We start from the raw sequence: 13,333 nt of genomic DNA on the forward strand, positions 1-13,333 counted from the left end.
CGTAAGACGGGAGGCCGCCGCCGGTGCTACCGCGTCTGTGCCGGAATGGCAGGGGCGCGCGACCGGCCGCAGCCTGTGAGCTGGGGCGATCTTACTCCCGGGAATCATCAAGGTGCAACCCGGTGCAACCCTATCGAAAACCCTAATACCGAGGTTGCACCAGCCAGCATGGATCAGATCCGCAGCGGATCGATTTCCAGCTGCCAGCGCACCCCCTTGGCCTCCGTTCCTACCTCTGCGAAAGTCTGTACCCACTCGGCCACAAACCGTTGCAGCGCCGGGCGTGAAGCGGCCTCGACCAGCATCTGCGCGCGCTCCCGGTTGGCGATGCGAACCATCGACATCGGCACCGGGTCATGCAGTTGCACCTCGGCCGCGAGCTGGCAGGTATCGGCATGCCGGCGCGCCACCTGCAGGAACTGCAGCGCCCGTTCCAGCTGGCCATGTTCGGCGGTCACCAGCACCTGGAAGCAGAACGGGGGCAACCCGGCCTGGCGCCGCTCGCGCAACTGGCTGGCCGCGAATCCATCATAGTCGTGGCGCGTCAGCGCCTGCAATGCCGGGGTGTCCGGGTAGCGGGTCTGGATCAGTACCTCGCCCGCCAGGCCCGCGCGCCCTGCCCGGCCGGCAACCTGCATCAGCGAGGCGAACAGGTGCTCGGCGGCGCGGAAGTCGTGGCTGAACATGGCGGCGTCGGGATGGACGATCCCCACCAGCGTCACGCGCTGGAAGTCGTGGCCCTTGGCGACCATCTGCGTGCCCACCAGGATATCGACCTCGCCCGCGTGGACCTCGTCGAACATCGCCTGCGCGCTGCCCTTGCGCCGCGTCGAATCGGCGTCGATGCGGGCGATGCGGGCCTGCGGGAAGCGTGCCGCCAGCGCCTCCTCGATGCGCTGCGTGCCGCGCCCGAGCGGCGCGATATCGACATTGCCGCAGTCCGGGCAGTGGTGCGGCACCGGCGCTTCCAGCCCGCAATGGTGGCAGCGCAGGCGCCGCTCGGGCCGGTGCAGCACCAGGTACGCCGAGCAGCGCGGGCAGCCCGACAGCCAGCCGCAACTGTCGCAGGCGAGCACCGGGGCGTAGCCGCGGCGGTTCAGGAACAGCAGGCTCTGCTCGCCGCGCGCCAGGCGCGCGTCGATGGCTTCCAGCAGCGGCACCGACAGGCCCTCGAACAGCGCGCGCTGGCGCTGGCGCTCCTGGTTCAGGTCCACCAGGCGCACGGCCGGCAGCGCAGCGTCGGCCTGGGCGCGCTCGCGCAGCACCAGCTTGCGGTAAGTGCCCTGCCCTGCCCGCCACCAGGTCTCCATCGACGGCGTGGCCGAGCCCAGCACCACCGCGATCCCGCGCTGCTTGGCGCGCCACACCGCCAGGTCGCGCGCGGAGTAGCGCAGCCCTTCCTGCTGCTTGTAGGAGGTGTCGTGCTCCTCGTCGACGACGATCAGCGCCAGCGCCGGCAGCGAGGCCATCACGGCCATGCGCGTGCCCAGCACGATGCGCGCCTCGCCGCGGTGGGCGGCGAGCCACTGCAGGCTGCGCTCCTGGTCGGCCAGGCCGCTGTGCAGCACGGCCAGCGGCAGGTGCGGGAAGCGCGCGGCGATGCGGGCCTGGAGTTGCGGCGTCAGGTTGATTTCGGGGACGAGCATTAATACCTGGGCCTGCGGATCGCGTTCCAGCACCGCCTGCATCGCATGCAGGTAGACCTCGGTCTTGCCGCTGCCGGTGACGCCGTGCAACAGGAACGGGGCAAAGGCTTCGGCCTCGGCGATAGCCTGGACAGCAGCGCGCTGCTCGTCGTGCAGCGCGGGCGCCACGGATGGCGGCTGCCCCGGGTCGACCGATAGCAGCGGGCGTGCGGTACGGCTGGCCTCGACCCAGCCGGCGGCCTGCCATTCGGCCAGCCGGGCCGGCGCGGCCGCGCACAGCACGCGTGCGTCGGCGAGCGCCAGCGGCTCGCCGGTGGTGGCGGCGCGGTCGGCCAGTGCCTGCGCCAGCGCGCGCACGCTGCGTGCACGCGGCGGCACGGCGGCCAGCAGGTCATCGGCGCGGCCGGGGAGCAGGCGGTATTCGTCGGTGCGGGCACGCTGGCCCAGGCCAGGCCAGCTCTCGGCCTCGCGCAACGCCGGCGGCAGGGCCGGCAGCATCACCTCGCCCAGCCGGCGCTGGTAGTAGCGCGCGGCAAAGGCGGCCAGCTCGATCCAGTCGGGCGGCAGCGGCGGCATCCAGTCCAGCCGCTGCGCCACCGGGCGCAGGCGCTCGGCCGGCACATCGGAGCCATCGGCGCGCGCCACGGCCACGCCCACCAGGCTGCGGCGGCCGAATGCCACCACCACCACGTCTCCAAGGGCGATGTCGGGCGTGGCGAGGTAGTCGAAGCAGTCGTCGGCGGGTGTGTCCAGCGCGACCCGGACGATGGACTGAGCGCCGGCAGCCGGCGCCACGGCCCCGGCGGGTGCCGTGTCGAGCTCAAGGAGAGGGATGGCGCCGCTAGCGTGCGCCATGCGTCCATTCCTGGTGCACCGCCTTTGCCCACACGCTGTGCAGAGAGCGGCGCAGGGCGTGGGCGGGGGGTTTTTGTGTGCGGCGCAACATCAACTTAAAGTAAAACTTCAAATGTGGCCCTAAGTCGATGATAGATGACTGGTTTTCCACTAATTCCACCGCCCCTGTGGATAACTTTGTTGAAAAGTCGCGCCGGGGAACCCGAAAGCCCCGCAAAACAAGGGAATTCACCGGCATCGCCCCATGCTTTGAAAATCTTCCAAATCCTTAAAAATCAAGACCTTGCAAACATCCCCCGGATAGGTTAGAGGGTGGCTTCGTCTTGCACTGCGGCAAACCTATCGGTGTGCATAAGTCAAGTGCCGCCAATCAACTCCGAGCACCTTTTTGGCGAATGCTGGCGAAAAAGTTTACTTGACAGCAGTAGCGGCGCGCCTCCGGCAGCACCGGGCACAGCAGCGCGCCGGTTCGTTGCAGCGCGGGGCGCGTCAGCAATGGCTTGCCCCCACGCACACCGGCACCGTCACTTCTGCGCGACGCGCAACTTGCGGCTGTGGCGATGCACTTCATCGACCAGGACGGTGACGTTCTCGGGCGGCGTGAACTGCGAGATGCCGTGGCCGAGGTTGAACACATGGCCGTCGCTGCCGCCGCCGGCGGCGTAGCTGTCGAGCACGCCGCGCACCTGCTCGCGGATCGCCGCTTCCGGGGCGAACAGCACGGTGGGATCGATATTGCCCTGCAGCGCCACGCGGCCGCCAGTGCGCTGGCGCGCCTGGGCCAGGTTGACGGTCCAGTCCAGCCCGATCGCATCGGCACCGGTGTCGGCCAGCGCCTCCAGCCACAGGCCGCCGCCCTTGGTGAAGACGATCGCGGGTACCTGCTCGCCGTCGTGCTCGCGCTTCAGGCCGGCCAGCACGCGGCGCATATAGGCCAGCGAGAAGGCCTGGTACATGCCGTCGGCCAGCGCCCCGCCCCAGGTGTCGAAGATCATCACGGCCTGCGCCCCAGCTTCGATCTGCGCGTTCAGGTAGGCGGTGACGGCTTCGGCATTGATCTCGAGGATGCGATGCATCAGGTCCGGGCGGCCGTACATCATCGCCTTGACCGTGCGGAAATCGTCCGAACCGCCGCCTTCGACCATATAGCAGGCCAGCGTCCACGGGCTGCCGGAGAAGCCGATCAGCGGCACGCGCTGGCGCCCGTCCTGCACCAGCGCGCGGCGGATCTCGCTGACGGCGTCGAAGACGTACTGCAGCGACGTCATGTCGGGCACGGCCAGCTTCTGCACGTCGGCCTCGGTGCGCAGCGGGTGCGCAAAGCGCGGGCCCTCGCCCTGCGCGAACGACAGGCCCAGGCCCATCGCGTCAGGCACGGTCAGGATGTCGGAGAACAGGATGGCCGCGTCCAGCGGATAGCGGTCCAGCGGCTGCAGGGTGACCTCGGTGGCGTAGGCCGGGTTCTTGGCCAGCCCGAGGAAGCTGCCGGCGCGGGCGCGCGTGGCGTTGTATTCGGGCAGGTAGCGGCCTGCCTGGCGCATCAGCCACAGCGGCGTGTATTCGGTGGGCTGGCAGCGCAGCGCGCGCAGGAAGGTATCGTTCTGCAGTGCGGTCATGGTCATCCTCGTAAGACCGCCATTCTAAGGGATGGCCGCACCGCGCCGGGGCTTTGCGGGCCGCCTGTCCGGGAATCCGCGGGAATTCGCTCAGGCGTCGTCCAGCAGGTCGGCAAAGGCGGCGGCGGCGCGCCGCATCCATGCGCGCGCGCGTTCGGCCTCGGGCTGCAGGCGCGCGAAGCCGTGGGACATACCGCCGGCCTCGATGGTGATCACCGGGGCGTCATGGCGCACCAGGAAATCGGCATAGGCGAGGCCGTCGTCGCGCAGCACGTCGTGCGCGGCCACCACCACCACGGTCGCGGGCGGGCGCACCGGCGGCGCGGCCATCAGGTGCACGCGCGGGTCTGGGTGCGCGGCGCCCTGGGCCAGGGCCTCGGTGCCGATGAACTGGGTCCAGAACCACGCCATCTCGTCGCGCGTCAGGCCCGGGCCTTCGGCGAAAGCGCGGTAGCTTTCGGAACTGAGTACCGGCGCCGTCACCGGGTAGATCAGCAACTGGGCGTCGACCCGCACCGCGTCGCCCCCGTTTAGCTGCTGGGCGGCCTGCGCGGCCAGGTGGCCGCCGGCGCTGTCGCCCGCCACCGCCAGGAAGTCCGGTGCCAGGCCGAGCGCCTGGCGCTGGCCGGCGAGCCACAGCACCGCGTCGGCGGCGTCGTCGCTGGGTGCCGGGTAAGGGTGCTCCGGCGCGAGCCGGTAGTCGACGCTGGCTACCGCGCAGCCGGTATCGGCGGCCAGCAAGGCGGCCACGGTGTGGTGCGTCTGCACCGAGCCGATCACCCAGCCGCCGCCATGGAAGTAGACGATCAGCCGCGGCGCCGCCACGCCTTGTGGGCGGAACAGCCGCGCCCCCAGTGTGCGGCCTGCCAGCGCGAGCTCCAGGTCCTGCACCGCGATGCCCTCCGGGTCCGGCAGCAGCGACGCGGCCGCGATCTCGGCAAAGCGGGCGCGGTGCGCGGGGATGTCGGCCGGGACCGGCTCCCCGGCGTAGCGGTCAGCGAGGCGGCGGTAGTAGGCGAGCAGTTGCGGATCGATGGCCATGGTAGGTGGCGGGGGAAAATCGGTAAAAAGGTGGGACAGGATTGTGGATAACTTGCCCGGCTCGCTTCAGTCCAGGCCAAGCCGGCGTGTCAGCTCGATCTTGCTGCAGCAGTCCTGTACCGCCAGCAGGCCGGCGTCGGCGGCACGGCGCACGGCTTGGTCGTTGACGATGCCCAGTTGCAGCCAGACCCCGCGCGCGCCGATGGCGATGGCCTCGTCGACCACGGGCGGCGTATCCTCGGCCCGGCGGAAGATATCGACCCACTCGATGGGTGCCCCCGCCGCAGCCGCAGCGTCGGCCGCTTCACGCAGCGTGGCGTAACAGGTCTCCCCCAGGATGCGCTCGCCGGCGTGGCGCGGATTGACCGGCACGATTCGGAAGCCGTGGCCCTGCAGGAATTCGGCCACTTCGTGACTGGGGCGCTCCGGACGGTCGGACAGGCCGACCACGGCCACGGTCTTCATCGCCAGCATGGCTTGTATCGCTTGCTGCATCTCGGGGGGCATTGCGTCTCCGGCATGTGGACAAGTCGGCTAGCACCGGATGCGGCCGGCGTGGGCAGCATCGGGCACGACGTATCGAATCGTAACCGCGAATCGTCACGCAGGGGATGGTGCGAGATCGAACACGGAAAACCTGCCGGGATTGATAAGGTAGCTGCACGTTACGGCGTCGAACGTGGCGACAACGTGCAAAAATGTGGCGAACGCGCCGGATCTTGACACCGCCAGCTTTCAACTTCTTGCAAAACGATACATTTTGTTACTGCCATGCCGGGGAGTTTCCCCCACAATGCATTGACACACCCGCTGTCCGGGTGCGGCGCCCCGGCAAACAAAGGCTGTGCAGACCTAAAGGGGCGTGGTGAAGAAAGCCTTTTTGTAGCAGTAACCCGATTTTCCGATCCAGCAAAGATGCCGCTGGACCGGAGCACCAGGAAGACCGTTGCAGCGCGTGGCCTTTGCGGCCTGTGTGCGGATATTGAGTATCCGTTGCGCCTTGATTGTCGACCTGGACCGAACCCGTTCCTTCGAATTGACCCCTCGAAGGGATTTTCCCGTCCGCGCGGAGCCTCCCCGGCCCGCGCGCTTTTTTTTGTCCAGGCGAGTCGAAAGCATATCGCTGTGCCCACAAAAAAGGCAGCCTCGCGGCTGCCTTTTTTAAATGTCGCATCGAAAAAACAACAATGCGACGGTGCTGCTCTGTTCTTACTTCTTACGACGCAGGCGGGCGATGGCAGCCAGCTGTGCGGCGGCCACGGCCAGTTCGCTCTGGGCGCGGGCCAGGTCCAGGTCGCTGCTCCGGTTCTGCATCAGCTCCTCGGCTGCACGCTTGGCTTGCTGGGCCTTGGCTTCGTCCAGGTCGCCACCGCGGATGGCGGTGTCGGCCAGCACGGTGACGTGCTTGGGCTGGACTTCGAGAATGCCGCCGGCAACGAACACGAACTCTTCGCTGCCGTCTTCCTTCTCGATCCGCACCGCACCCGGCTGGATGCGCGTGATCAGCGGCGTGTGACCCGGCAGGATGCCCAGCTCACCCGACTCGCCCGGCAGCGCCACGAACTTCGCCTGGCCGGAGAAGATCGACGCTTCCGCGCTGACGACGTCTACAAGAATGGTTGCCATATCAGATCCTTTCTCCAACACCTTCGCTTCAGACGGCCGGACGCACATGGCGGCCAGCCGTCACCCCTGCCGCGAGGCAGGAGCAACAAAGCAAGGCTTACTGGAGCTTCTTGGCCTTTTCGAAGGCTTCGTCGATCGAGCCGACCATGTAGAACGCCTGCTCGGGCAGGTGATCGCACTCGCCTTCGACCAGCATCTTGAAGCCGCGGATGGTTTCCTTCAGCGGCACGTACTTGCCCGGCGAACCCGTGAACACTTCTGCCACGTGGAACGGTTGCGACAGGAAACGCTGGATCTTACGGGCGCGGTTCACTGCCAGCTTGTCTTCCGGCGACAGTTCGTCCATGCCCAGAATCGCGATGATGTCGCGCAGTTCCTTGTAGCGCTGCAGGGTCTGCTGAATGCGGCGGGCCACCTCGTAGTGTTCCGTACCGACGATCTGCGGGTCCAGCTGGCGCGAGGTCGAGTCGAGCGGGTCGATGGCGGGGTAGATACCGAGCGCAGCGATGTCACGCGACAGCACCACGGTCGAGTCCAGGTGCAGGAAGGTGGTAGCAGGCGACGGGTCGGTCAAGTCATCCGCAGGCACGTACACGGCCTGGATCGACGTAATCGAGCCGGTCTTGGTCGAGGTAATACGCTCTTGCAGCTTACCCATTTCCTCGGCCAGCGTCGGCTGGTAGCCCACTGCGGAAGGCATACGGCCCAGCAGCGCGGACACTTCGGTACCGGCCAGCGTGTAACGGTAGATGTTGTCTACGAAGAACAGGATGTCACGGCCTTCGTCACGGAAGCGCTCGGCCATGGTCAGGCCGGTCAGCGCCACGCGCAGACGGTTGCCCGGCGGCTCGTTCATCTGGCCGAACACCATGGCCACCTTGTCGAGCACGTTGGAGTCCTTCATTTCGTGGTAGAAGTCGTTCCCTTCACGGGTACGCTCGCCCACGCCGGCAAACACCGACAGACCGCTGTGCTGCTTGGCGATGTTGTTGATGAGCTCCATCATGTTGACGGTCTTGCCCACGCCTGCACCACCGAACAGACCCACCTTGCCGCCCTTTGCGAACGGGCAGACCAGGTCGATCACCTTGATGCCGGTTTCCAGCAGGTCAACCGACGGCGACAGTTCGTCGAACTTCGGGGCCTTCTGGTGGATCGCGCGCTTCTCGCTCGAATCGATCGGGCCGGCATCGTCGATGGGACGGCCGAGCACGTCCATGATGCGGCCCAGCGTGCCGATGCCCACCGGCACCGAGATCGGCGCACCGGTACTCTTCACGCTCATGCCGCGGCGCAGGCCGTCGGACGAACCGAGGGCAATGGTACGCACCACGCCGTCACCCAGCTGTTGCTGCACTTCGAAGGTCAGGCCCTTCTCGGCGAACGAGGCTTCGCTGCTGTCTTCCAGCACCAACGCGTCGTGCACCTTCGGCAGCGCGTCGCGGGGGAACTCGATGTCCACCACGGCGCCAATACACTGCACAATATTTCCGATACTCATTTCGTATCTCCGATAGCTTGAATTCTTGACGCCTTAGACGGCTGCCGCACCGCCGACGATTTCCGACAGTTCCTTGGTGATCGCCGCCTGCCGGGTCTTGTTGTAGTCCAGCTGCAGTTCACCGATCACGTTCTTGGCGTTGTCGGATGCCGACTTCATGGCCACCATGCGCGCCGACTGCTCGGACGCCATGTTTTCGGCCACGGCCTGGAATATCAGTGCTTCGACATAACGGACCAACAGTTCTTCCACCACGGTCTGGGCGTCGGGCTCATAGATGTAATCCCACGAGTAGGCGCGCTTTTCCTCTTCGGTCTGGGCCAGCTTGTCGGCGGCGAGCGGCAGCAGCTGCTCGACCATCGGTTCCTGCTTCATCGTATTGATGAACTTGGTGTACGCCAGGTACACCGCATCGACTTCACCGTTGGCAAACGCGTCGAGCTGGACCTTGACCGCACCGATCAGCTTTTCCAGATGCGGGGTGTCTCCGAGCTGCACCACATGCGAAACCACCTTGGCGCCGATACGGCCCAGGAACTGCATGCCCTTGGTACCGATGGCGGTCGCGTGCACGTCCACGCCGCGGCCTTGCAGGCTCTTCAGCTCGTTGGTGACCGCGCGCAGCACGTTCGTGTTCAGACCGCCGCACAGCCCCTTGTCGGTCGTGACCACGATCATGCCGACGCGCTTGACTTCGCGCTCCTGCATGAAAGGGTGCTTGAATTCGGGGTTGGCCGTAGCCAGGTGCGCCGCGACGTTGCGTACTTTCTCGGCATAGGGACGGGCAGTGCGCATCCGCTCCTGCGCCTTGCGCATCTTGGACGCGGCGACCATCTCCATCGCCTTGGTGATCTTGCGCGTGTTTTGCACGCTCTTGATCTTGGTTCGAATCTCTTTCGTTCCGGCCATATCTTCCTCTCCATCCGCACCATCGCCGCGCCGGCATCAGCAGGCGCGGCGGCGGTGTCGGGGAATCTCGCGGTTAGAACGCGGCGGACTTCCTGAAATCCTCGATCGCGGCACGCAGGGCGGGCTCATCTTCCTTCGAAAGCTGCTTCGAGTCTTCGATGCGGTTGACGAGGTCGGCGAACTTGGTCTTCAGGTGGTCGTGCAGGCCCTTCTCGAACGGCAGAATGTCCTTCACTTCCACGTTGTCGAGGAAGCCATTGTTGGCGGCGAACAGCGATGCTGCCAGCTGCCACACCTGCTGCGGCTGGTATTGCGGCTGCTTGAGCAGTTCGGTCACGCGGCGGCCGCGCTCGAGCTGCTTGCGGGTGGCATCGTCCAGGTCCGAAGCGAACTGCGCGAACGCAGCCAGTTCACGGTACTGGGCCAGGTCGGTACGGATACCACCGGACAGGCTCTTGATCGCCTTGGTCTGGGCGGCACCACCCACGCGCGACACCGAGATACCGGCATTGATAGCGGGACGGATACCGGCGTTGAACAGGTCGGTTTCCAGGAAGATCTGACCGTCGGTAATCGAGATCACGTTGGTCGGAACGAATGCGGACACGTCGCCGGCCTGCGTTTCGATCACCGGCAGCGCGGTCAGCGAACCCGTCTGGCCCTTGACCGCGCCGTTGGTGAACTTCTCGACGTAGTCGGCGTTCACGCGGGCAGCGCGCTCCAGCAGGCGCGAGTGCAGGTAGAACACGTCGCCGGGGTAGGCTTCGCGGCCCGGCGGGCGGCGCAGCAGCAGCGACACCTGGCGATAGGCCCAGGCTTGCTTGGTCAGGTCGTCGTAGACGATCAGCGCGTCTTCACCGCGGTCGCGGAAGTATTCGCCCATCGTGCAGCCGGCGTAGGCAGCCAGGTACTGCATGGCGGCCGAATCCGAAGCGGCGGCGGCCACGACGACGGTGTATTCCATCGCGCCGTGCTCTTCCAGCTTGCGCACCACGTTGGAGATCGTCGAAGCCTTCTGGCCAATGGCGACGTACACGCAGTACATGCCCTTGCCCTTCTGGTTGATGATCGTGTCGACGGCCACGGCGGTCTTGCCGGTCTGGCGGTCGCCAATGATCAGCTCACGCTGGCCACGGCCGATCGGCACCATTGAGTCGATCGACTTCAGGCCGGTCTGCACCGGCTGGCTCACCGACTGACGCGCGATCACGCCCGGGGCGACCTTCTCGATCACGTCCGTTTCCTTGGCGTTGATCGGGCCCTTGCCGTCGATCGGCTGGCCCAGCGTGTTGACCACGCGGCCCAGCAGTTCCTTGCCTACCGGCACTTCCAGAATGCGGCCGGTGCACTTGACCGTGTCGCCTTCGGAAATGTGTTCGTAGTCACCCAGCACCACGGTGCCGACCGAGTCGCGCTCGAGGTTCAGCGCGAGGCCGAAGGTGTTGCCGGGGAATTCCAGCATCTCGCCCTGCATCACGCCAGACAGGCCATGCACGCGGCAGATGCCATCGGTCACGGAAATCACCGTGCCGGTGTTGCGCACTTCAGCTTCAGCGCCAAGGCCCGAGATGCGGGTCTTGATCAGCTCGCTGATTTCTGAGGGGTTCAGTTGCATCACAATGCTCCTAATTCTTCAATCCGTCGGCCGGGGCGGTCAGGCGGTCAGCGTGGCTTGCATGGCAGCCAGGCGCGAACGCACGGAAGTGTCGAGCACTTCGTCGCCGACCTTGACGCTCACGCCGCCGATCAGGGACGGGTCCACCGCCACCTTCGCGTACAGCTTGCGGCCGAACTTGCGTTCGAGTGCAGCGACCAGGTCGTTCAACTGCGGACCTTCCAGCGGGAATGCGCTGGTGATCTCGACATCCGACGACCCCTCGCGGGCGTTCTTGAGCACATGGAACTGCTCGGCGATTTCCGGCATCACCGTCAGGCGGCCGTTATCCACCAGCAGCCTGACGAAGCGGCGAGCCTCGTCATTCAGCGGGGACTTCTGCACCGACAGGAACAGTTCGGCCAGCTTTTCGCCGGGAACGTTCGGATCGCCGGCGATCGCCTTCATGTCGGGATTGGCGGCAACCTGCCCCATTTCCGACACCAGTTCGGACCATGCACCCAGATTGCCTGCGCTCGACTCGCTGGCGACGCGGAACAGCGCCTCAGCGTAGGGACGGGCAATGGTTGCGGTTTCTGCCATGATTAGAGCTCAGCCTTGAGTTGATTGAGCAGGTCGGCGTGGACCTGCGCGTTCACTTCACGCTTGAGGATCTGCTCGGCACCCTTGACGGCCAGCACGGCAACCTGGTCGCGCAGGGATTCGCGCGCGCGGGTAACCTGTTGATCGGCTTCGGCCTTGGCCTGGGCAATGATGCGTGCGGCTTCTGCCTGGGCGTGCTGCTTGATCTCGTCTGCCGTCAGCTGGGCGCGCTTCTCGGCGTCAGCGACGCGTTGGGCACCTTCGGTGCGGGCTTCGGCCAGGGCCTGGTCCACACGCTTGTTGGCGAGTTCGAGCTCGGCCTTGCCCTTCTCGGCAGCGGCGAGGCCATCGGCGATCTTCGTTGCGCGTTCGTCGAGCGCCTTCACCAGCGGCGGCCAAATGAATTTGGCAACAACCCACCACAGGATGAAGAACACGACCATCTGCGCAAAAAACGTTGCGTTCAGATTCATGGTGTGTTCCTTTCGGTAATCAAACTACAGATAAATGCACAAAAGGCGGCCAGGCTGGTGGCCCGCGCCGCCCGTCAGCATCATGCAGACCGAAAAGAATTACTTGATGACAGCCAGCAGCGGGTTGGCGAAGGCGAACAGCATTGCAACACCCACGCCGATCAGGAATGCCGCGTCGATCAGGCCAGCCAGCAGGAACATCTTGGTTTGCAGCGGGTTCATCAGCTCAGGCTGACGTGCGCAGGCTTCGATGTACTTGCCACCCATCAGGGCGATACCCAGGCAGGCGCCGATAGCGCCCAGGCCGATGATGATGCCGATACCGATGGCGGTCAGACCCTGGATGTTGGCGAGAAATGCTTGCATGATGACTCCTTTAATTTAGAGAGACTTAGAACCAAAAAACCAAAAAACCAAAAACCGGAAATCAGTGGTGATCGTGAGCCTGGCCGATGTACACGAGCGTCAGCATCATGAAAATGAAGGCCTGGAGCAGGACGATCAGGATGTGGAAGATCGCCCAGACTGCGCCGGCCAGCACGTGACCGACAAAACCCAGCGCGGACAGGTCGGCGCTGAACGTCCAGATGGAACCCAGCAGCGCGATCAGCAGGAACACGAGTTCGCCGGCGTACATGTTGCCGAACAACCGCATGCCGAGCGAAACGGCCTTGGCCAGGAATTCGATAAGGTTCAGGACCAGGTTGAACGGGGCCAGGTACCACTTGGCGCCGAACGGGGCCGAGAACAGCTCGTGCATGAAGCCGCCCGTGCCCTTGATCTTGAAGCTGTAGTAGATCATCAGCACCAGCACCGAGCACGACATGCCCAGGGTGCCGTTCAGGTCGGCCGTGGCCACTGCGCGGTGGTGGGGGATATGCAGGTGGAAGATGCCGAGGACGTGATTCAGGCCGTTGACCCAGTCCACCGGGATCAGGTCGATCGCGTTCATCATGGTGATCCAGCAGAACACCATCAGCGCCAGCGGCGCGATCCACGAACGGTCGCCATGGATGATGCCCTTGGCCTGGTCGTCGACCATCTCGACGATCATCTCGACGAAGGCCTGGAAGCGGCCCGGCACGCCGGCGGTGACGCGGCGCGCGGCAAAGTACAGGACCAGCAAGGCGATGGCGCCGCACAGGACGGACCAGAACACCGTGTCGTAGTTGATCACGGAGAAATCGACCACCGACGCCTGCTTGCCGCCGACCGAGTTCAAGTTCTGCAAGTGTTCGGCGATATAGCCGGAGGGTGTCAGCGCGTGTTCGGCGCCTTGGGTAGCATCAGACATGTCGATACGAACGGTATATTGCGAAATCTTCAGGCCGTGCGCCGCCACTCTGTGGCCAACGCCCGGTACGCGTCTTGCATCGCCTTCGGCGGATTCGCCGGTCACCGCGATGCAAGCGGGGTCCAACCTTGGCCGTGTCCGGTGTCACCACTGTGAAACCGTCACGGGAAACTCT

General features: G+C 65.4%; 12 protein-coding genes. All 12 read right to left on the reverse strand.

The window, feature by feature from the left end; all coding sequences use genetic code 11:
• Nucleotides 1-173: 173 nt before the first annotated feature.
• The 12 genes from K307_RS24915 to atpB all read right to left on the reverse strand — a co-directional run bounded on the left by K307_RS24915 (nucleotide 174) and on the right by atpB (nucleotide 13,158).
• Complete coding sequence (locus tag K307_RS24915) at nucleotides 174-2,501, reverse strand: primosomal protein N' (RefSeq protein ID WP_051975174.1); 2,328 nt, start codon at nucleotides 2,499-2,501, stop codon at nucleotides 174-176.
• A 524-nt stretch (nucleotides 2,502-3,025) separates the two neighbouring features.
• Nucleotides 3,026-4,117 carry a uroporphyrinogen decarboxylase gene (gene hemE / locus K307_RS24920; RefSeq protein WP_042887384.1) on the reverse strand — a complete coding sequence of 364 codons (1,092 nt, stop codon included), beginning with the start codon at nucleotides 4,115-4,117 and terminating at the stop codon, nucleotides 3,026-3,028.
• A 90-nt stretch (nucleotides 4,118-4,207) separates the two neighbouring features.
• A complete protein-coding gene (locus K307_RS24925) occupies nucleotides 4,208-5,158 on the reverse strand; it encodes an alpha/beta hydrolase (RefSeq protein WP_042883549.1) in 951 nt (316 codons plus the stop codon).
• 66 nt (nucleotides 5,159-5,224) lie between these two features.
• A complete protein-coding gene (locus tag K307_RS24930; RefSeq protein WP_042883550.1) occupies nucleotides 5,225-5,665 on the reverse strand; it encodes a CoA-binding protein in 441 nt (146 codons plus the stop codon).
• 702 nt (nucleotides 5,666-6,367) lie between these two features.
• Nucleotides 6,368-6,784 (reverse strand): F0F1 ATP synthase subunit epsilon, encoded by a 417-nt coding sequence (locus K307_RS24935; protein WP_042883551.1) that lies wholly within the window; start codon nucleotides 6,782-6,784, stop codon nucleotides 6,368-6,370.
• Nucleotides 6,785-6,881: 97 nt separating this feature from the next.
• On the reverse strand, nucleotides 6,882-8,285 hold the full coding sequence (gene atpD / locus K307_RS24940) for a F0F1 ATP synthase subunit beta (RefSeq protein WP_042883552.1): 1,404 nt from the start codon (nucleotides 8,283-8,285) through the stop codon (nucleotides 6,882-6,884).
• 33 nt (nucleotides 8,286-8,318) lie between these two features.
• On the reverse strand, nucleotides 8,319-9,194 hold the full coding sequence (gene atpG / locus K307_RS24945) for a F0F1 ATP synthase subunit gamma (protein WP_042883553.1): 876 nt from the start codon (nucleotides 9,192-9,194) through the stop codon (nucleotides 8,319-8,321).
• Nucleotides 9,195-9,267: 73 nt separating this feature from the next.
• Nucleotides 9,268-10,809, reverse strand: coding sequence for a F0F1 ATP synthase subunit alpha (gene atpA / locus K307_RS24950; RefSeq protein WP_042883555.1), 1,542 nt, complete (start codon nucleotides 10,807-10,809; stop codon nucleotides 9,268-9,270).
• Nucleotides 10,810-10,848: 39 nt separating this feature from the next.
• Entirely contained in the window at nucleotides 10,849-11,391 is a 543-nt protein-coding gene (locus K307_RS24955; protein ID WP_042883556.1) for a F0F1 ATP synthase subunit delta, read from the reverse strand.
• Between the two features lie 2 nt (nucleotides 11,392-11,393).
• Nucleotides 11,394-11,864, reverse strand: a complete 471-nt coding sequence (locus tag K307_RS24960; RefSeq protein WP_042883557.1) for a F0F1 ATP synthase subunit B — start codon at nucleotides 11,862-11,864, stop codon at nucleotides 11,394-11,396.
• A gap of 99 nt (nucleotides 11,865-11,963) precedes the next feature.
• The gene (atpE, locus tag K307_RS24965; protein ID WP_013958389.1) at nucleotides 11,964-12,230 is read right to left on the reverse strand and encodes a F0F1 ATP synthase subunit C; all 267 of its coding nucleotides are present in this window, start codon (nucleotides 12,228-12,230) and stop codon (nucleotides 11,964-11,966) included.
• Nucleotides 12,231-12,291: 61 nt separating this feature from the next.
• Complete coding sequence (gene atpB / locus K307_RS24970) at nucleotides 12,292-13,158, reverse strand: F0F1 ATP synthase subunit A (RefSeq protein ID WP_042887385.1); 867 nt, start codon at nucleotides 13,156-13,158, stop codon at nucleotides 12,292-12,294.
• Nucleotides 13,159-13,333 lie beyond the last annotated feature (175 nt).

This window comes from Cupriavidus necator A5-1, from assembly GCF_000744095.1.
Lineage (GTDB): Bacteria > Pseudomonadota > Gammaproteobacteria > Burkholderiales > Burkholderiaceae > Cupriavidus > Cupriavidus necator_A.

What these genes read in the sequence shown, in the direction of transcription:
- K307_RS24915 (WP_051975174.1), bottom strand. Translation starts at nt 2,501, where the DNA reads ATGGCGCACGCTAGCGGCGCCATCCCTCTCCTTGAGCTCGACACGGCA.
- hemE (WP_042887384.1), bottom strand. Translation starts at nt 4,117, where the DNA reads ATGACCGCACTGCAGAACGATACCTTCCTGCGCGCGCTGCGCTGCCAG.
- K307_RS24925 (WP_042883549.1), bottom strand. Translation starts at nt 5,158, where the DNA reads ATGGCCATCGATCCGCAACTGCTCGCCTACTACCGCCGCCTCGCTGAC.
- K307_RS24930 (WP_042883550.1), bottom strand. Translation starts at nt 5,665, where the DNA reads ATGCCCCCCGAGATGCAGCAAGCGATACAAGCCATGCTGGCGATGAAG.
- K307_RS24935 (WP_042883551.1), bottom strand. Translation starts at nt 6,784, where the DNA reads ATGGCAACCATTCTTGTAGACGTCGTCAGCGCGGAAGCGTCGATCTTC.
- atpD (WP_042883552.1), bottom strand. Translation starts at nt 8,285, where the DNA reads ATGAGTATCGGAAATATTGTGCAGTGTATTGGCGCCGTGGTGGACATC.
- atpG (WP_042883553.1), bottom strand. Translation starts at nt 9,194, where the DNA reads ATGGCCGGAACGAAAGAGATTCGAACCAAGATCAAGAGCGTGCAAAAC.
- atpA (WP_042883555.1), bottom strand. Translation starts at nt 10,809, where the DNA reads ATGCAACTGAACCCCTCAGAAATCAGCGAGCTGATCAAGACCCGCATC.
- K307_RS24955 (WP_042883556.1), bottom strand. Translation starts at nt 11,391, where the DNA reads ATGGCAGAAACCGCAACCATTGCCCGTCCCTACGCTGAGGCGCTGTTC.
- K307_RS24960 (WP_042883557.1), bottom strand. Translation starts at nt 11,864, where the DNA reads ATGAATCTGAACGCAACGTTTTTTGCGCAGATGGTCGTGTTCTTCATC.
- atpE (WP_013958389.1), bottom strand. Translation starts at nt 12,230, where the DNA reads ATGCAAGCATTTCTCGCCAACATCCAGGGTCTGACCGCCATCGGTATC.
- atpB (WP_042887385.1), bottom strand. Translation starts at nt 13,158, where the DNA reads ATGTCTGATGCTACCCAAGGCGCCGAACACGCGCTGACACCCTCCGGC.